General features: G+C 70.9%; 15 protein-coding genes. 11 read left to right on the plus strand and 4 right to left on the minus strand.

Translation table 11 applies throughout. The features are described 5' to 3' along the window. Window positions 1-389: 389 nt before the first annotated feature. The 4 genes from ACQ9ZG_RS18015 (at window position 390) to ACQ9ZG_RS18030 (ending at window position 10223) form a co-directional block, all read left to right on the plus strand. Window positions 390-6608 (plus strand): DNRLRE domain-containing protein, encoded by a 6219-nt coding sequence (locus ACQ9ZG_RS18015; RefSeq protein WP_375138345.1) that lies wholly within the window; start codon window positions 390-392, stop codon window positions 6606-6608. Between the two features lie 18 nt (window positions 6609-6626). Further along, window positions 6627-7151: a hypothetical protein gene (locus ACQ9ZG_RS18020; protein ID WP_109916571.1), complete on the plus strand. Its 525-nt coding sequence runs from the start codon at window positions 6627-6629 to the stop codon at window positions 7149-7151. A 341-nt stretch (window positions 7152-7492) separates the two neighbouring features. Beyond that, the gene (locus tag ACQ9ZG_RS18025; protein WP_109916572.1) at window positions 7493-9322 is read left to right on the plus strand and encodes a bifunctional metallophosphatase/5'-nucleotidase; all 1830 of its coding nucleotides are present in this window, start codon (window positions 7493-7495) and stop codon (window positions 9320-9322) included. Window positions 9323-9428: 106 nt separating this feature from the next. After that, complete coding sequence (locus ACQ9ZG_RS18030) at window positions 9429-10223, plus strand: aminotransferase class IV (protein WP_109916573.1); 795 nt, start codon at window positions 9429-9431, stop codon at window positions 10221-10223. Window positions 10224-10230: 7 nt separating this feature from the next. Here the strand turns inward: ACQ9ZG_RS18030 and ACQ9ZG_RS18035 are convergent, their stop codons facing one another. After that, window positions 10231-10911, minus strand: coding sequence for a class I SAM-dependent methyltransferase (locus tag ACQ9ZG_RS18035; protein WP_109916574.1), 681 nt, complete (start codon window positions 10909-10911; stop codon window positions 10231-10233). Between the two features lie 104 nt (window positions 10912-11015). Further along, window positions 11016-11474, minus strand: coding sequence for a glycine-rich domain-containing protein (locus ACQ9ZG_RS18040; RefSeq protein ID WP_109916575.1), 459 nt, complete (start codon window positions 11472-11474; stop codon window positions 11016-11018). A 172-nt stretch (window positions 11475-11646) separates the two neighbouring features. Here ACQ9ZG_RS18040 and ACQ9ZG_RS18045 point away from each other — a divergent pair, with 172 nt between their 5' ends. Continuing rightward, window positions 11647-12432: a helix-turn-helix domain-containing protein gene (locus ACQ9ZG_RS18045; RefSeq protein WP_109916576.1), complete on the plus strand. Its 786-nt coding sequence runs from the start codon at window positions 11647-11649 to the stop codon at window positions 12430-12432. Between the two features lie 45 nt (window positions 12433-12477). Here ACQ9ZG_RS18045 and ACQ9ZG_RS18050 read toward each other — a convergent pair whose 3' ends face one another. Then, complete coding sequence (locus tag ACQ9ZG_RS18050; protein WP_109916577.1) at window positions 12478-13509, minus strand: MarR family transcriptional regulator; 1032 nt, start codon at window positions 13507-13509, stop codon at window positions 12478-12480. Window positions 13510-13954: 445 nt separating this feature from the next. Here ACQ9ZG_RS18050 and ACQ9ZG_RS18055 point away from each other — a divergent pair, with 445 nt between their 5' ends. The 6 genes from ACQ9ZG_RS18055 to ACQ9ZG_RS18080 all read left to right on the plus strand — a co-directional run bounded on the left by ACQ9ZG_RS18055 (window position 13955) and on the right by ACQ9ZG_RS18080 (window position 18559). Beyond that, window positions 13955-15445, plus strand: a complete 1491-nt coding sequence (locus ACQ9ZG_RS18055; protein ID WP_499280843.1) for an amidase — start codon at window positions 13955-13957, stop codon at window positions 15443-15445. 251 nt (window positions 15446-15696) lie between these two features. Beyond that, window positions 15697-16260 carry a hypothetical protein gene (locus ACQ9ZG_RS18060; protein ID WP_109915697.1) on the plus strand — a complete coding sequence of 188 codons (564 nt, stop codon included), beginning with the start codon at window positions 15697-15699 and terminating at the stop codon, window positions 16258-16260. 47 nt (window positions 16261-16307) lie between these two features. Then, window positions 16308-16787 (plus strand): nuclear transport factor 2 family protein, encoded by a 480-nt coding sequence (locus ACQ9ZG_RS18065; protein ID WP_109915698.1) that lies wholly within the window; start codon window positions 16308-16310, stop codon window positions 16785-16787. Window positions 16788-17137: 350 nt separating this feature from the next. Further along, a complete protein-coding gene (locus ACQ9ZG_RS18070; protein WP_146225727.1) occupies window positions 17138-17332 on the plus strand; it encodes a hypothetical protein in 195 nt (64 codons plus the stop codon). Further along, a complete protein-coding gene (locus tag ACQ9ZG_RS18075; RefSeq protein WP_084993464.1) occupies window positions 17329-17670 on the plus strand; it encodes a cupin domain-containing protein in 342 nt (113 codons plus the stop codon). The genes ACQ9ZG_RS18070 and ACQ9ZG_RS18075 overlap by 4 nt, the downstream gene beginning before the upstream one ends. 118 nt (window positions 17671-17788) lie before the next feature. After that, window positions 17789-18559, plus strand: a complete 771-nt coding sequence (locus tag ACQ9ZG_RS18080) for a MerR family transcriptional regulator (protein WP_109915700.1) — start codon at window positions 17789-17791, stop codon at window positions 18557-18559. Between the two features lie 228 nt (window positions 18560-18787). Here ACQ9ZG_RS18080 and ACQ9ZG_RS18085 read toward each other — a convergent pair whose 3' ends face one another. Then, complete coding sequence (locus ACQ9ZG_RS18085) at window positions 18788-19174, minus strand: MerR family transcriptional regulator (protein ID WP_018490333.1); 387 nt, start codon at window positions 19172-19174, stop codon at window positions 18788-18790. Window positions 19175-19195: the final 21 nt, after the last annotated feature.

Below are 19195 nucleotides of genomic sequence, written 5' to 3' on the forward strand. Positions count from 1 at the left end.
TCCCGGCCGGCGTCGGTTCATCGGTCGGAGGGCAGGTGTACGTGCTCACCGCGCGGGGCTCCCTCCCGGTGCCGCACCCGGTGTCCGCCGCGTGAGCGCGGTGGACGCGGTGGAAGAGGCGGTCGGTCGTGGTGCCGTTCACCGAATGTCCTCATCAGAGACGTAGATCACGTGGCCTTCCGGGACTTCAGGGTCTGACTAATCACCTTTCCAGGGGATTTGAAATCATTTACTACCCAGTACATTTCACACTTGCATCACGTAAGTGGTGAAAATGTGCTGATGAGACTGAGGGGGATATGACGGTGCATATACCTGCACCCGAGGAGCGCGGACGGCTGTGGTCCGGGGGGAGTCTTCGCCATCTGGCGGGGGGTCTGGTCCTGGCCCTGTCCGTCACGCTGCTCGACGGAGGCGCCGCGGTGGCCGCGGGCCAGCGCCAGGAACCCACCGCTCCGGAGAAGCCGGCCGCTGTCACGCAGGCCGCTGACATACCGTCCGCCCGTGTCGCCGCCCGGCTGTCGGGCAAGCGGGTGGAGGCTCTGTCGGAGCGTACGGAGACCTCTACGACCTGGGCGAACAAGGACGGTTCGCTCACCACCGAGCTGACGGCGGGTCCGGTCCGTTTCGAGGACGAGGCCACGGGTGAGTGGCGCGATGTCGATCTGGACCTGGTCACGGTCGACGGCGGCTCGGTGGAGCCGAAGGCGCACCCGGAGGGGCTGAAGCTGGCGGGCCGTACCGGCACGCCGCCCGCCTCCCTGCGGGCGGCCCGGGCGGCCAAGGCCTCTGACCTGGTCACCCTCGGCGAGGGCGACGAGCGGATCACACTCCAGTGGAAGGGCGCGCTGCCCGCGCCGAAGCTGGAGGGCACCCGTGCCGAGTACGTGAACGCCGTGCCGGGCGCGGATGTGGTTGTGGAGGCGACCCGTACCGGGTTCGAGCAGTACGTCGAGATCAAGCAGCGCCCGGCGGCCGAGGGGTACACCTACACGCTGCCGCTGAAGGCCAAGGGCCTGGATGCCGAACAGCAGCCCGACGGCAGTGTGTTGTTCACGGACGAGAGGAACGAGAAGACCGCCGTCATGCCCGCCCCGGTGATGTGGGACGCCACCGTGGACGAGGTCTCCGGTGAGCACACCCGCCGGGTCCCGGTGGCGATGAAGGTCGTCAGGAACGACGAGGGCGTCGACCTGGTCGTCACCCCGGACGCGACGTTCCTCGCGGACCCGGAGACCAAGTACCCGGTGACGGTGGACCCGTCGACCTCGGCGCTCTCCAACGTCTTCGACACCTACGTCCAGCAGGGCGAGACCCGCGACTGGTCCACGGACGTGGAGCTGGACCTGGGGAACCCGGGCACGAAGAACGCCAACGGCACGCCTCGTACGGCCCGTTCGTTCGTCACCTGGAACACGGCGCCGATCGCGGACGCGCTGGTGACGGACGCCAGGCTCAGCCTGTGGAACTTCCACTCCGGCAACACCGACTGCAAGCCGCAGCCGTGGGAGGTCTGGTCGGCCGGCGCCGCCTCCACCTCCTCGCGCTGGACGGCCCAGCCGGCGTGGACGGCGAAGAAGGCCACCTCCACCGAGACCAGGGGCAACCCGTCCTGCACCTCGGCGCCGGACGGCTGGATCAACGCCAACGTCACGACTCTGGTCCAGGAGTGGGCCTCAGCCAAGGCGGCCCGGTCCCACATGGGTCTGCGCGCCACCAGCGAGACATCGGTGCCGCAGTGGAAGCGGGTCAACTCCGCCAACGCTGCGAAGAACCCGCCCAAGCTGACGGTGACGTACAACTACCGTCCCCGTACGGGCACGAAGCAGGAGGCCGGTCCGCCGTTCTTCTCCTACGGCGGCGCCTACATGGTCAACACCGTGCGCCCCACCCTGCGCGACACGTTCGTCGACCCCAACGGGGACAAGGTCCAGGGCGCGTACCAGATCTTCGACAACGCCACGAACACCCAGGTCGGTGACGTCCTGCGGTCCGGGTTCGTGCCGTCGGGGCAGCCCGCCCCGGTGACCGTCCCCGCGGGCGTGCTGGCCAACGGCAAGACGTACAAGTTCCGCAGCAGCCCCTACGACGGGACGCACTACAACCTGGGCTGGTCGGCGTGGAAGACCTTCACGGTCGACACCACCGCCCCCTCCGCCCCCACGAAGATCGTCTCGACCGACTACCCGGCGGACAAGTGGGTCAAGGGAGCGGGCCAGGCCGGTACGTTCACGGTCACCCCACCCCCGGGCAGTGACCACAACTGGCTGGAATGGTCGCTGGACGGCCAGACCTGGACCAAGGTCACCACCGGCGGTGCCACCGCGGCCAAGACCATCACCGTGACCCCGCCCAAGGACGGCACCCACACCCTTCAGGTGAGGGCGGTCGACAAGGCCGACAACAAGTCCGAGGCCGTCGACCACACCTTCCACGCGGGCCCCGGCGGCTTCGTCCAGCCCTCCGAGGGCGAGCGCACCGCACGCCGTCTCCCGCTGGTGGCCGAGGCCGAAGCCGGCAAGTACAACAACGTCGCCTTCTCCTGGCGCCGCTCCGAGGCCGACCCCTGGGTCCGCATCCCGGCCGCACACGTCACCTCCGGCGGCACCCCGCTCACCGCCTGGCCGGTCGCCCTGGCCTCCGGCAAGAGCCCCGCGCTGGTGTGGAACGCCACCGACACCGTCGACCCCGACGGCACGGTGCAGCTCAAGGCCGATTTCACCGGCCCGGGCAACGCCACCGGAGCCACCGAGCCCCTCACCGTCACCGTCGACCGCAACGCATCCGGCGCCGCGACCACCGAGGTGGGACCGGGGACGGTGAACCTGCTCACCGGTGACTACGGCCTGTCGGCCACCGATGCTTCCGCGTTCGGGATGTCGGTGACCCGCACCGCCTCCTCGCGCGCCCCGGACAAGGGCGCGACCCAGGAGGGCCAGGCGCCCGTCTTCGGCAAGGAGTGGGTGCCCGGCACCGTCGCCGAACTCACCGAGTCCGACTACTCGCACCTGCGGAAGATCTCGGCCACGGCTGTGGCCGTGATCGACTCCGAGGGTGAGGAGACCCACTTCACCGCCAACGCGGCGAAGACCGGCTGGATCTCCGAGCCGGGTGCGGAGACCCTGACCCTCACCGGCAGCGTGAACGGATCGTTCACGCTCACCGACAACGAGGGCACGGTGACCACCTTCACCAAACCCGACCCGGCCGTGCCCACCTGGCAGGTCTCCAGCACGCTGGAGGACGGCCTCGCCAACTCCGTCACCACCGTGGTCTCCGAGAAGACCGACCTCGACGGCAAGGCCCTGGCCCGGCCCAAGTGGATCATCGCGCCCAGCTCGGCCGTCACGGCGTCCGCCTGCGCCGCCGCCCCGGCGACCAAGGGCTGCCGCATGACCGAGTTCGTGTACGCCACGGCCACCACGGCCAAGGACAGCACCCTCGGTGACCACACGGGCCGGGTGAAGGCCGTACGGCTGTGGGCCACCGCGCCCGGAGCCTCCGCCGCCACTGCCCAGGACATCGCCGCCTTCAGGTACGACGCCTCCGGCCGTCTCCGCGAGGCCTGGAACCCCCGGGTCGCCCCGGCGCTGAAGACCACGTACGAGTACGACGGTGCGGGCCGGGTCACCAAGCTGACTCCGCCCGGTGAGCTGCCCTGGACCTTCACCTACGGCCAGGCGGGCAACGCCGCCACCGCCGGCGACGGCATGCTCCTCAAGGCATCCCGCCCCGGTCTCCAGCAGGGCACCGCGGGCACGGAGTCCGGCACCGCCGCCACCTCGGTGGTGTACGACGTACCGCTGACCGGCGGGGCGGCCCCGCACGCGATGGGCACGGCGAACGTGAAGGCCTGGGGGCAGCTCGACGCCCCGACCGACGCCACCGCCGTCTTCCCGGCGGACGCGGTCCCGGCCTCGCACAGCGGCTCCTCCCTGGGGTCGCGCGACTACTCCCGCGCCTCGCTGCACTACCTCGGCGTCTCCGGCCGCGAGGTCAACTCCGCCTCTCCCGGCGGGCACATCACCACCACCGAGCACGACCGCTTCGGCAACACCGTCCGGGAACTCTCGGCGGCCAACCGCGCGACGGCCCTCGGCCTGACCGCGGCCGACCGGGCCGCCCAGGCGGACCTGGGCATCGCCCGGCTCGCCTCCGCCGAGCGGGCCGACCTGCTGGCGACCCGGTCCGTGTACAACGACACCGGCACACGTGAGCTGGAGGAGTTCGGTCCGCTGCGCCGGGCCGACCTCACCTCCGACCTCAAGTCCGGTTCCACCGTCCAGGTCCCGGCCGGTACCCCGGTGGTCGCCCGCTCCTGGACGGTCACCGAGTACGACGCCGGCCGTCCCACGGACGGCACCGCGAAGGTCAAGGACGTGGCCACCAGGGTGACCACGGGAGCCCAGGTGCGCGAGCACCCGTCCGTCCACGCCGAGACGCGCGTCACGCAGACGGTCTACGACTGGGCCAAGGGGCTGCCGACCAGAACGGTCAAGGACCCCGGCGGTCTCGCGATCACCGAGGGGACCGAGTACGACGCCCAGGGACGGGTCGTCAAGCAGTTGCTGCCCGGCGCCCGTGGCACCGACGCCGCCACCCGGGTGACCAGGTACTGGTCGGGCACGGGCACGGGCACCTGCCAGGGCCGTCCGGAGTGGGCGGACCTCGTCTGCTCCACCGGCCCGGCGGGAGCGGTCACCGGCGGCGGCTCGCACCCGGCGCAACTACCGGTCACCACGACCCAGTACGACGGGTACGGCAACCCGTCCGTGATCACCGACACCGCGAACGGCGTCACCCGCACCACCACGTCCACCTATGACGGCGCGGGCCGGGTCACCAGGACGTCGGTCACCGGCGGCGTGGGGCAGGCGGTGCCCGAGATCACCACCGAGTACGATCCGGTCTCCGGCAAGGCGGTCAAGGCGACCTCCCCGACCGGCGGGACCATCACCGAGGTGTTCGACAGGCTCGGCCGCCAGATCTCGTACACCGACGCCGACGGCGGCACCACGAGGACCGAGTACGACCTGCTGGGCCGCCCGGTCAAAGTGACCGACAGCGTGCCCTCCACGGTGACGTACACGTACGACACCGCGGTCGAGCCGCGGGGCCTGGCCACGAAGACCACCGACTCCGTCGCCGGGGCCTTCCACGCCACGTACGACGCGGACGGGTCGGTCAGCTCGGAGAAGCTGCCCGGGGGCTACACGCTCACCGTCACCGAGGACTCCACCGGCTCCCCGGTGGACCGCACGTACAGGAGGGACAGCGACGGCACGGTCGTGTACTCCGACGCCGTGACGGAGTCCGTCCACGGCCAGGTCACCTCGCACGCGGGCTGGTCCGACCAGGCGTACGGCTACGACGCGGCGGGCCGCCTGTCCTCGGCCGAGGACACCTACAACGGCCAGTGCACCAGGCGCACGTACGCCTTCGACATCCGCACCAACCGCACGTCCCGCACCACCGCCACCGGAACCCCGGGCGCGGACTGCCCGACCACGGGAGGCACCACCACCAGCCACACGTACGACAGCGGTGACCGCCTCGTCGACAGCGGCTACACCTACGACGCCTTCGGCCGCACCACCGCCCTGCCCGGATCCGCATTCGGGTTCTACGCGAACGACCTGGTCCACCAGCAGACCTCGGGCGGAAAGCGCCAGACCTGGGAGCTGGACGCGAACCAGCGCTTCCGCTCCTGGAAGGTGGAGACAGGCAGCGGCCAGAAGTGGACGCGGACCGAGTCCAAGGTCAACCACTACGACAGTGACGGCGACAACCCGCGCTGGATCACGGAGGACACCGCGACGGGCGCGCTCACCCGCAACGTGGACACGGCCTCCGGCGACCTGGGCGCCACCACCACGAAGACGGGTGACACCGTGCTCCAGATGAGCGGCATCCACGGCGACGTGGCCCTGCAGCTTCCGCTGGACGCCGCCCAGGAGCCGGTCGCCCTGGACGCCGACGAGTACGGCAACGGGCGCGCGGATCAGGCGGCCACCCGGTACAACTGGCTGGGCGCCAAGCAGCGGTCCGCCGAGACCCTCACGGGCCTCACCCTGATGGGCGTCCGCCTGTACAACCCGCAGACGGGCCGCTTCCTCTCCCTGGACCCGGTCTACGGCGGTTCGGCCAACGCGTACGACTACACCAACGCCGATCCGCTCAACGAGTACGACCTGGACGGCAGGTTCAGTTGCGGCTGGTGCAAGTCGGCCGGACGCTGGGCCTGGAAGAACAAGTGGAACATCGGGGCGGCGGCGATGACCTTCGCACCCGGCGGCCAGTTCATCGCGGCAGCGCGCTTCGGCTACACGGCGTACCGGGCCTACCGCCTCGCCAGGACCGCGAAGTTCGCAAGCCGCGCGCTCCGTTCGGGCCGTTACGGCGGTCTGAGTTACCGGTACGGCAACATCAGCGTGGCGAACTACGGCCGGGCCAAGAACGCCCGGCAGCTAGGCACCGCGGCCGGGCGCTGGAACCACCAGGGGCGCCGGGTCAAGGTCGGCTGGAACTACAACAGGTTCGCCAACCGGCCCACCTTCCGCGTCGGCTGGCGATGGCGCAGCAAGCCCCGGCACATCACCCTCTTCTGACGAAGGACGCCCCACGTCATGACCTACCTGCACACCGACCCGGCGCTCAACGCCCGGGACGAACCGACGGCGCGCGAACGGGAGCTGATCGACGCGATCGACGCACTCCTGACCGCCGCCGATCCGGCCGGGATCATCAGGGACGAGGCCCAGTGGTACCTGGGCACGGCTCTGGAGGGCGAGGACAATCTGGAGCTGGCCCTGCCGCTCGGGTGGGACCGTGAGGTCGCCCTGCGCGCGCTGCTGGAGCGCGGGTCGTTCACCGTCGGCTGGGGTGGCGAGCTGGGCGAGAGCCCGCTCGTGACCGTCTTCAGAGCGGTCTTCGAGACCGCCGCACCTGCCCTCGGGGAGATGACGGACGCCATCGGGACGGAGCTGTCCCGGCAGCTCCGCGTAACGGGGCGCCGACGTCTCTTCGGAGGGGCGTCGGAACTCCACCTCCACCGCGACGACGGCTGGATCGACCTGCTCCGCGGCGGCACTCCGTCGCGTGATCAGGATCTGAAGCGGGCCTCGCACGAGGCCACGCTGCGGACGGTCTGACCGTCCGCTCGCACCTCGTCTCACCTCACCGCGGGCCCCGGTACCTCTGTTCCGGGGCCCGCGGCCTTGAGCGGCACCCCCCCCGTGCGGACGACTTCTGGCCGGCAGCGGCCGCTTCGGCTGGCCCGCCATGTGGGCGGCAGGGTACGTCTGAGGGCCCAGAGGCAGGCCTCGAGGGCAGGTCCGGGGGAGGGCCCGAGGGTACGTCTGTGAGCCAATTGGCCGGATGGCAACCAGGTCGTAACCCCGAACACCTGTTGCGCTACGCGCGTTGACTCTAGGCTGCGGCACGCAGGATCCAGAAGTGACACCACAGACGTAACTGACACACAAGGGGACCGATGTCAGCGACTCCGCAGAAGAAACGTGCCTCCCGGCGGGTGCTCGCCGCCGCGGCCGGGCTGGCCACCGTGGGCGCTCTCGTCGCCGCGATGCCGGCCGGCGCCCACGACCGGGGCCAGGGGCATGGGCACGGTCCTGGCCACGGGCACGGCCACAAGCCCCGTACCGTCGATGTGCAGTTGCTGTCCTTCAACGACCTGCACGGCAACCTGGAGCCCCCGGCCGGTTCGGCGGGCAACGTCACCAAGACGCACCCGGACGGCACGGTCGAGGCGATCCCCGCCGGCGGTGTCGAGTACCTGGCCACCTCGCTGCGCACCGCGCGCAAGGGGAACCCGTACTCCGTCACGGCGGCCGCCGGTGACATGGTCGGCGCGAGCCCGCTGCTGTCGGGCCTCTTCCACGACGAGCCGACGATCGAGGCGCTGAACAAGCTGAAGCTTGACGTCTCGGCGGTCGGCAACCACGAGTTCGACGAGGGCGCGAAGGAGCTGGCCCGCCTCCAGAACGGCGGCTGCCACCCGGTCGAGGGCTGTTACGAGAAGGGCAAGAAGTTCAAGGGCGCGGACTTCCCCTACCTGGCGGCCAACGTCACCAAGGAGAAGACCGGCAAGCCGCTGCTGAGGCCGTACACGATCTGGAAGAAGAACGGCGTCAAGATCGGCTTCATCGGGGTGACCCTGGAGGGCACGCCGGACATCGTCACCGCCGAGGGCGTCAAGGGCCTCAAGTTCCACGACGAGATCAAGACGATCAACAAGTACGCCAAGGAGCTGGACCGCAAGGGCGTCAAGTCCATCGTGGCCCTGATCCACGAGGGCGGGGCCCCGGCCTCCACCTCGTACAACTACGACTGCGACAGCCCCGGCGCGGGCGACGGCATCTCCGGCCCGATCGTCGACATCGCCAAGGGCATCACGCCCAAGGTGGACGCCCTGGTCACGGGCCACACCCACCAGGCGTACGTCTGCACGGTTCCGGACCCGGCGGGCAAGCCGCGCATGGTCACCTCGGCCTCGTCGTTCGGCAAGCTCTACACGGACACCACGCTCACCTACGACCTGCGGACCAAGGACATCGTCCGTACGTCGGTGAAGTCCGCGAACCACGTCGTGAGCCGGGACCAGCCCAAGGCCACCGACATGACCCGCCTGATCGAGCGCTGGAACCGCCTCGCGGCCCCCATCGCCAACGCGCCGCAGGGCTACATCAGCGCCGACATCAACGGCCGCGGCTCCACGGCCCCCGAGAAGCCGCTCGGCAACGTCATCGCCGACGCCCAGCTCGAAGGGCTCGCCCCGGCCGATAAGGGCGGCGCGCAGGTCGCGTTCATGAACCCGGGCGGTATCCGCGCGGACCTGGTCCACAAGGCGTCCGGCAGTGAGGGCGACGGGGTCGTCACGTACGGCGAGGCGTTCACCGTGCAGCCGTTCACCAACATGATGAACGTCGTCGACCTGACCGGCGCCCAGCTGGTCACCGCGCTCCAGCAGCAGGTCAGCGGGCCCAACGAGGCCTCCCCGAAGATCCTCCAGGTCTCCAAGGGCCTCACCTACACCCTGGACCTGACGAAGACCGGCGCGGCCCGCGTGGTCACCGACACCATCAAGCTGAACGGCGAGGCGATCGACCCGGCGCGCACGTACCGCGTCGCGATGAACGAGTTCCTCGCGGGCGGCGGCGACGGCTTCCCGGCGCTCGGCCAGGGCACGAACAAGCTGGTCGGCGCCTCCGACCTGGACCTGTTCAACGCCTACCTGGCGGCCCACTCCTCGGCCACGTCCCCGCTGGCCCCGCCGGCGACGGACCGGATCACGGTCATCCAGTAAGCAGCGTCACGGAGAAGGGGCGGCGGGCCGACGAGGCCCGCCGCCCCTTCCCCGTGCGGCACCTGTCCACGCCCCGGGGCGTCGGCCGCCCTGACATGCTGGCCGCATGGCGACACTCGACGGAGAACCCGTGACGGCCGACGACCTGCTGCCCCTGGCCCTGACCAACCTGGGCCACTTCACGACCTTCCGGGTCGACGCCGACGGCACCGTCCGAGGTCTCTCCCGCCACCTGGACCGCCTTGTCCGGGACTGCGCGACCGTCTTCGGCGCACCCCTGGACACCGACCGCGTACGGGACTTCGTCCGCCGGGCCCTGGCGGAACGGGAGCTGCCCTGCGTCGTCCGCGTCACGGTCCACGACCCGGCGGTGGACCTGGCCCGACCGGCGGACGCCCACGCGCCCCGCGTCCTGGTCTCCGTACGCCGGGCCGGTCCTCCGCGCGCTGGACCGCTGCGGGCCAGGAGCGTCACGTACGAGCGCGACCTCCCCCAGGTCAAGCACACCGGGCTGTTCGGCGCCCTGCACGCCCGGCGCGCGGCGCAGCTCGCCGGGTACGACGACGCGCTCTTCGTCGGCCGCGACGGGTACGTGACCGAGGGCGCCACCTGGAACGTCGGCTTCATCGACCACGACGGCACCGTGCTGTGGCCGCGATCCGCCGTACTGCCCGGCGTGACGACGGCCCTGCTGCGCGAGCACCCGACACCGCCCGCCGAACACCGCGACGCGGACCTGACGTTGGAGGACGCCTACGGGATGGCGGCCGCCTTCGCGACGAACGCGGGCATCGGCGTCCGCCCCCTGGCAGCGCTCGACGACACCGCGCTCGCCGCCGCACACCCGCTGCTGGACCGCCTCCGGGAGGCCTGTCTGTCGATTCCCGGTGAGGCGCTGTAGCCCGGATTCAGCGGGACTCTCGGGCTGCCCGGACAAGCAGGGTGCCGGTGCGTCGACTTCCCGGTGGGGGGCCGACCACGGAGGCGGATACGTCCACATAGCCGTGCTCCTTGAGGAGCAGCACCCACGCATCGGGCTCGAAGTCCCACCGCTTCACGACGGCGGGATCCTCGTCCGCCCCGCGCGGGATGTACGAGGCCTGGCAGCCGTAACACCCTTCGACCGGTGGCCGTTGGGAGAAGGCGAACACTCCACCGGGCCTGAGGCGGGCATGAACGACCGGCAGCAGGAGGGCGGGATCGGTGAACCAGGCGGCCCCGAAGACGCTGTACACCGCGTCGAAGACGGTGGACGTACCTCCGAGGTGGGCGAGGGCGTCGGCCTGATGGAGTTCCAGCCCGTCCACGCCGGGCCACCGCTCGCGTGCCTTGTCGAGCTGCCGGGCGGAGAGGTCGACGCCCACCGCCTTCATGCCGAGCGTCGCGAGGTGAGCGGAGTTCCCCCCGGACCCGCACCCGAGATCGAGCACATGGTCCCCCGGCCGGAGCCTGAGCACGTCGGCCCCGGGACCGTGGTCCGGGTACTGGGTCCAGTTGAACCAGGTCGTCTCGCCGCTGGCGTTGGCCTGCCGCCGCTGCGGCTTGCTCTGGGAGTAGGCGTCCCATGCGGTGCTGCGGGAGTCGGTCACTACCTATGCCCCTATTTATTCGTTTTCGTGCGCGATGTCGGCCGCCCGGCACGATACCGGGCGGCCGACAGTTTCGGTGGGCGGTTCCTCCCCTTGAGGCGGCGCTACTTGGCGACGGGGCTGTCGGAGCAGCCCGCGTAGCTCTGGGTGCAGTCGGCCGCGTCGTCGACCGGCCAGTACTCCGGATCCACGGCGAAGCCGGCCGACCGGATCATCTCGGCTGTGCGACGCATGGCGGCCCGCCCGTCAGCGGGGTCGTGTCCGGTGTCGCGGTCGGGGACGTGGTGGATGAATCCGCTGCCGAGCGCCTCGCAGAGTTCGGCGTAGTGCCTGGTGTGGAGCACGAGCGCGTGCCAGAAGAGGTCGACGCGAAGACTGGGCGTGACCCTCTCCGTGGTGTTCGCGGCGACCGTGAGGAAGGCGGCCGTCTGGTCGACGCCGCGTTCGCCCTGGTCATCGGTCATCCCCGGCCAGGAGTCCTGGCGGACCATGGTGATGAGCTGGGCCCTCAGCTCCGGGGAGATGAGGCCGTGCGTGGATTTCGGCGTGCCGGTGATCGTCATGCCTGACCCTTTCGCTGTCTCGTCCGATCGGTGAACCGATGGTCCCGCTGTCGGCCGACCGGAACGACGACGCTTCGGACGTCGTCCGGGCGTTACTCGGTCAGCCGTCAGTGACCCTCCTGGGGCGTCAAACCGGTGTCATTGCAAGGAGGTTCGGTCTAGCTTTGACGGCATGACGACGACCGCCGCGGTACCGAACGATCTGCTGCGAGCCGTGCGTATCGGCCTGCGGCTGAGTCAGGACGACTTCGCCAAGGCGCTTCGCCGGGCAGGCGAGGAACTGGGCGAACCGAACGATGCATCCAAGCGTCTGGTGCAGCGCTGGGAGTCAGGCACGAGCAAAACCCCACGGGGTGTGTACGCGAGAGCCTTAGAACGGGTCACCGGCCGTCCGGTGGAGGCTCTGGGGTTCACCTTGTCCGTGCCGATGGCGCGGGCGCACGCAGATGGGAAGGGAGGACACGACATGGGGACGGCGACGGGTGCGGAGGGCGTCGGCTCCGCCGCGCTGGGTGCGCGGACTGCCACGCCGGGGGGTGACGAGACGTTCTCGGGCGTGTGGCTCAGCCGCTACGAGTTCTTCTCATCGGGCCGAAACGGCTCGTACGAGGGCAAGCACTATGTAGTGATCGTCCAGCACGGGAATCGGCTGACCGCCCAGAGCCTTCCCGGGGCGAGCAGCAATCCTGACAGTCCGCTCACACTGGACCTGACCGTGGATCGCAATGTGGTCACGGGCACGTGGGTCGAGCAGACGGCAGCGGACGGCTACTACAACGGGGCCCGGTACCACGGGGCCGTGCAGCTTCTGGTCGAGCCCACCGGCCGACGTATGGCGGGGAAGTGGGTCGGTTTCGGCAAGGACTTCGACGTGAACACGGGCGACTGGGAGCTGCGGCTGGTGGACAGGTCCACCAGCAAGGCGACCTTGGAGAGATACAGCAAGTCACCCGAATAGCAGGGAACTTACGGGCTGGTGTGCCCAGGTGTGACGTGGTTCTGTCTAGGGGAGTTTGAGCAGACCCCGGAGTTCGCTGACGTAAGCGCCGATGTCGCGTTGTACGGGCAGGCCGTCGTCCCTGGTGCGTTGCCGGGGTACGTCCGTGCCGGACCGGCAGGGGCGGCAGAGGCCGTCGGGGAGGGCTTCGGGGGGTCCCGGGGTGCCGCACTCCGTGCATTCGACGAGGAGGCTGCGAGCGGTCGGGGCGGTGGTGCCCGATTCGGTTCTCTCGGTCGGTAGTTGGGGCGGGATCTTGGTCGTCAGGCGGTGGCGGAGGAAGTCGGTGGGGGAGTCGATGGTGGCAGGGAGGCCTGCGGTGAGGGCGCTGGTGAGGTAGTCGGTGCTCACGCCTCGGGCCAGCCATTCCGTTGCCCGGGACTCCAGGGCTGCGCAGTCGGCGGCGGAGAGGGTCAGGCGGTGGTCCGCGCGGCCCAGGCGGGCCAGGGCGAGGTAGGCGGAGGAAGGGCCGGTTTCGGCGGTGGAGGGTGCGAGCGGGGTCTCGGGCCTTGGGGGTGAGGTGCGTTGCTGCGGTACGGGGGTGGGCTCGGGGGTCTGTTCCGTACTTGGCGCCTTCGATGGAGGGGGCAGCGGAGGGGTGGGTGCGGTGTCGGGGGCCGTGGCCTGGGTGGTGGCCGTTTCTGCTGCCAGGAGGGTGGTCCACCATGCGTTGTCCCGTGCGGTGCGGGACCAGAAGGTGCGGAAGACCCAGCGGGTTTCGTCGCCTGCGCCGGCCGGGCATCGGACGCGGCGTAAGTGGCCTGCCACGGACAGGGCCGTGAGCGCTGATGAGATGGCCTGCTGGCCGTAGAGCGGGAGTTGCTTGGCCAGTTGCTTCACGCTCATCGATGCGCCCTCGGGGAGGTGGTCGATGAACCCGGCCACGTACCGCTCACGGGTGGGGAGGGTGGTGAAGTCTGTTGCCTTGCGCGGGAGTTCGTCGGGTGCCGTCCGTTTGCCGTAGCCCGGGTTCGCCATCGGGTACGCGGCGGAAAGTGCGGGAGGTTGCAGGGTGGAGCTAGTCTGGCGGGCAGCCATGGGATCGTCCTTCATCGTTAGCGATCTTGTGGTTAGACCCCGGCTTGGTGTTCTCAGCACCTGTCGGGGTCGTTCAGTTCTCGAACCGTAAGCAGTCGTGACGTCGTGCCGCAAGCTGTCACGATTAGTCATACTTCCCCAGCTGTGACCTGGGTGGGGAGGGCGGGAGGGTTTCCCAAACCCCTTCTTCTACCTGCCGGTTAAAGAAGGCGCTCGGGTCTCGGGGCTCGCATCCCGACGCCCGCGTCCCGGGACCCGAGCTTCGGGCCGGGCCCCCGCCCACGTACCCCCTAAAGCGTGAACCGACCGGCCCGAGGCTCGGAACCCGTAGCTCGGAACCCGAGGCCCGAGGCCCGGAGCTCGTGTTCCGGGTTTCGGTGGGCGTGGTGCCGTTGCGTGCGGTGGCGTTTTATGGCTCCGGGCGGTGCTCTCTACGGTCGCGTGCATGGACCTGACCTTTGCGCCCGCCGAGAGTCTGCTCAGCGCCTTGCGCGCCGGTGACGTGACCTCGGTGGAGCTGACCGATGCCGCCATCTCCCGTATCGAGCGGGACGACCGGGCGATCAACGCGATATGCGTGCCGGACTTCGACCGCGCCCGCGAGGCCGCCCGCGCCGCCGACCGGGCGCGCGCCCGGGGCGGGGAGCGGCCGCTGCTGGGCATCCCCGTGACGGTCAAGGAGTCGTACGACATCGCCGGGCTGCCCACGACCTGGGGGATGCCCGAGCACCGTGACCACGTACCCGCCGAGGACGCGGTGCAGGTGGCGCGGCTCCGGGCGGCGGGTGCGGTGGTGCTGGGCAAGACCAACGTGCCGCTGGGGCTGCAGGACGTGCAGAGCTTCAACGAGGTGTACGGGACCACCAACAACCCCTGGAACCACGGCCGTACGCCCGGCGGCTCCTCCGGCGGGTCGGCGGCGGCGCTGGCGTGCGGGTTCGGGGCGCTGTCCATCGGGTCCGACATCGCCGGTTCGCTGCGCACCCCCGCCCACTTCTGCGGGGTCTACGCGCACAAGCCGACGCTCGGGCTGGCGGCGAGCCGGGGCATGGTCCCGCCGACCGTGCCCGCGCTGCCGGTCGACGGGGACCTGGCGGTTGTCGGCCCGATGGCGCGCTCGGCCCGCGACCTCGGGCTGCTGCTCGACGTCATGGCCGGGCCGGACCCGCTCACGCTCGGCGTGGCGTACGGAGTGACGCTGCCGCCCGCGCGCCACGACCGGCTCCGCGACTTCCGGGTCCTGGTCCTCGACGAGCATCCGCTCCTGCCGACCGGAGACGCCGTGCGGGCGGGCGTCGAGCGGGTGGCGGAGGCGCTGGCCGACGGCGGCGCCCGCGTCGAGCGGCAGAGCGCGCTCCTGCCCGACCTGGCCGAAGCCGCCCTGGTGTACATGCAGTTGCTCGCCTCGGGGTCCACCGTCCACTTCCCCGTCGAGGCGTACGAGGAGGTGCGCTCCCGCGCCGCCGGGCTGGGCGCGGACGACCTCAGCCTGGACGCGGCGCGGCTGCGGGGCATGGTGCTCAGCCACCGCGACTGGCTCGCGGCGAACCATCTCCGCGAGGTTCACCGCCAGGGCTGGCGGCGCCTCTTCGCGGAGTTCGACGCCGTCGTCTGCCCTGTCTCGCCCACCCCCGCGTTCCCGCACGACCACTACCCCGATCCGTTGCGGCGTCGGCTGGACATCGACGGCGTCGCGTACCCGTACTTCGATCAGCTCGTCTGGGCCGGGGTGGCCACCATGCCGGGGCTGCCCGCCACCGCCGTACCGGCGGGCCGTTCCCCCGAGGGGCTGCCGGTCGGGGTGCAGCTCATCGGGCCGATGCACGAGGACCGCACCCCGCTGAAGCTGGCCGAACTGCTGGAGCAGCGCATCGGCGGCTTCCGGGCGGCCTCGCGGCTGAGCCGCCACGCGGCCTCATGCCCCCCGGCCTCATGACCCCCGGCCTCATGACCCCCGGCCTCATGACCTCGCGGCCTCATGACCTCGTGGCCTCCCGGTTGAGCCGCCCGCGTGCCGTGGTCGGTCCCGGGCCGCACCCCCGGACCGGACCGGCGCGAGGTGACGTACATCACCATGCGCCGGGTCGTCGATGTGGCGAAACTGTGTGCATGACCCGTGCCGCGGACTGTGCTGTGGCCTGTGTGGAGGGTGGCGAACGCTGGATGCGACGAGGGGACCTACCTCCCATGCCTGCGCTGAGGGCCGCCGAGCTGCGTGAGTACGCGGTGAGGGGGCGTGAACGCACCGTCGTGGTCACTGCGTTGGCCGTCTCGTCGGTCGTTGTCGTGCTGATGGCCCTCGGTTTCTGGATGTTCTTCATCAATGTCCTCTCCGATCCCGTCAGTCCTGGAGTCGTGGGGATGCGGATCGACGGGGATACGGTCACGGTCAAGGCGGGCCAGTGCCCGCAGGACCGGGTGAGGTGGGTCGAGGTCCGGGGCAGCGGCACGGAGCGGCTCATCTGGCGCGGCGACAGGCCGCTGACCGAGGAGGGGCGGAGCGGTCTGCTCCCCCTCTGGGACGCGAAGGCCTACGGCACGACCAGCGCGGCGGCCCGGCCGTCCGAGCTGCCCAGGACGCTTGATGTGAGCATCGACCACGGCCCCGAGTACGGCGTGGCGGAGGTGTTCGACATCGCGAAGGTACGGGCCGCTGATCTGCCCCCGGGGTCGTACTGGACCCGTGACGGCGTCAGGACGGCCCGGCAACTGGACGGGATCCCCTACTGCGGCGGGAGCGGCGCCCCGTAGGCGGAATTTGCTTCGCCCGTGGGTTGTCGAGCGGCTAGAAAGGGGCCATGGCTGATGAACCGCTCGACCCTCTGGCTCGGTTGACCGCCGAACGCGCCTGCGAGCGTCTGATCGTGACGTTCGTCCATGAGCTGGATCTCGGTGAACCGGGGCGCGTGGCCGAGCTGTTCACGCCCGACGGGGTCTGGGAATGGCCTGAGGGGCATCGGCGTATCGAAGGCCGGGACGCACTGCGCGCCTACTTCGGATCCCGGCCGGCCGACCGGCTTTCGCGCCGCATCTGTACGAACATCCTGGTGACACCGGCCTCCGGGTCGACGGCGACCGCCACCACCTACTTCACGACCTACCGCGTCGACGGCCACACCGGCGGCATGGTCCCGCCGAGGCCCCCGACGCAGGTCGGCCACTACGAGGACACCTTCCGCAAGGTCGACGGCCGCTGGCTCCTCAGCAGGCGGGTGCTGTTCCTGGCCTTCGGCGGGCCCACGGACCACGTGGGCGGCACGGACCGTTCCCCCTCCTGAACGGCGGCCGGCGGAGGCGCGAACCGGGCTCCGGCACCGGCGTGGACGCGGCCTGGCTCACCCACCGCGTCGGCCTCTTCCGCGTCGCCTCCATCGAGTTCGACCCCGTACGTGCCGAACAGGCGGCCAGGAACACCCGGCAGCGGGCGGCCCCTCCCCGCAGCTCGTCACGCCGGCTGTGTGGAGGGAGGCGTTCCCGGTGCTCCGTCAGGAGGCTGGTTCATGCTCGATCACGTCCCCGATCCCCGACCCCGCACCCCGCGAACTCCACCCCTCGCGCGTTCGGGTGCGAGCGGTCCATCTGCGCCTCGGAAGACCTCGACGAGCCCTGCCGCTTCGTGCCGTACTCCGTGGCCACGCCCGAGCAGGCGATCGAGCGCATCCGGGACGAGGCGCGGGCCCGGCTCGACGAGCTGCTGGACGGCGAGCTGATGGAAGGCGTGCGGCCGGAGGGGGCACCGCGGCTGTTGAGCGCAGGGCGCCCGGGGTCTCGCCGCGTGTTCGGCTCGCCCGTGTGGACGTTCCGCGACAGGGTGGGGGCATGAGCAACGAGACACCGACCGGCGCGGACAACACCCTCAAGACCGTCATCCACGTCGAGGACGTGGAACCGCACGAGGTGGCCCCCGGCATTCTGCGCCGCAAGCTGCCCGCCACCAGCTACGCCCGGGGCTGGCTGATCGACTTCGCCGCCGGTACGGAGTGGCCGGAGGTCGACGAACACGACACCGAGGAGCGGTACTTCGTCATCAGCGGCGAGGTGATCGACGGCGGTGAGCGCCATGGGCCCGGTACGTACGTGATCTTCGCGCCCGGGAGCACGCACCGGCCGCGTACGGAGACCGGGGCCCGGATGCTCGGCATCTCGCTGATGGACGCCTGAAAGCGCCTGGTGCCGGGGTTGCGGCTGCCGTTGCGGCAGCTTCTACCGTCCTGAACAGGGCCGGAGGCGCCGGACCCGTCGAGCGCGTTCGTGAGGGAGCGGGGAGAGGAGAGCGGCCATGGCCGACTGGCCGATCGCGGAGGTCGCGCGGATGTCCGGGGTGACCGCCCGGACCCTGCGGCACTACGACGAGATCGGCCTGTTGCCGCCCGCCCGGATCGGGAGCAACGGCCACCGCCGCTACGGGGAGCGCCAGCTCCTGCGGCTGCAGCAGATCCTCGTCCTGAGGGAGTTGGGGGTCGGGCTGCCCGAGATCGGCCGCATCCTGGCCGACCAGGTCGACCAGGTGGAGGCCCTGCGCGGGCACCACCGCAGGCTGACCGCCGAGCGGGACCGGCTGGACGTCCTGGCCGCGACCGTCTGCCGCACGATCGCCGAACTGGAGCAGTCCAGGAAGGACGGCAGAGGCATGACCACCATCAATCGACCGGAGAACCTGTTCGAGGGCATCCAGCCCTCTCAGTACGAGGACGGCCTGCGTGCCTTCCCGGCGCTCGCCGCGGAGGGGGCCCGGCAGGCTGCCGGGATGACCCCCGCCGAGGCCGAGGCCGGGCAGCGGGAGCGTACGGCTCAGCTCATCCGGCTGGCCGAGCTGATGGCCGCCGGGGAGGACGCGGGCTCCGACGCCGTGCTCGACGAGATCGACGGCCAGTACCGGTCGCTCACCGGGCTGAGCCCCGTCCCGGCCGACGAGTTCCGCGCGATCGGGCGCTCGTGCGTGGACGACGAGCAGTGGCGGGGCGCGTACGAGGCCATCGCGCCGGGGCTGGCCGCGTACCAGCGCGCGGCCATCGAGGCGTACGTCGCGGGCAGGCTGCCGGTGGCGTAGGCAGCCCCACCCCGGGCCTGAGCCGATCGGCCCTCTGCGGAGGCCGATCGACCCTCTGCGGAGGCCGATCGGCCCGGACTGACGGTGACGGGGGCACCGGTTCGGTCCGACAGTGATGGGCTCGTCGGTTCGGTCCGACGGTGATGGGGTCGGCGGTGATGGGCTCGTCGGTTCGGGTCGGCGGTGATGGGCTCGTCGGCTCAGGTCGCCCCTGACGGGCTCACCGGCTCAGGCCGACCGGGGCCGGGCGGGCTGACGAAGAGTCCTGCGGTGCGCCCGGTTGGTGGCCATCAGGCCGTCCAGGGCGTCCCGGGTGCGGGTCAGGTCCGCGATGTGGGCGGTGAGGCGTTCCCGTTCGCGCTCCATGCGTTCCATGGCGGCGTCGGAGGTCGCCTCGCTGGGGGCGTCCACGCAGGGCAGCAGGTCCTTGATGGTCCGGCTGGAGAGGCCCGCCGCGTAGAGCCGCTGGATGAAGACGACCCGGTCGACGTCGGTGTCCTTGAAGTGCCGCTGCCCGCTGGGGCTGCGCACGCTGGTGAGCAGGCCCTGCTCCTCGTAGTAGCGCAGGGACCGGACGCTGACGCCGCCCGCCGCCGCGAGTTCTCCGATGCGCATGCCGTCCGTCCTTGTAGGCCT

The organism is Streptomyces araujoniae, assembly GCF_050871195.1.
Classification (GTDB): Bacteria; Actinomycetota; Actinomycetes; order Streptomycetales; family Streptomycetaceae; genus Streptomyces; species Streptomyces bacillaris.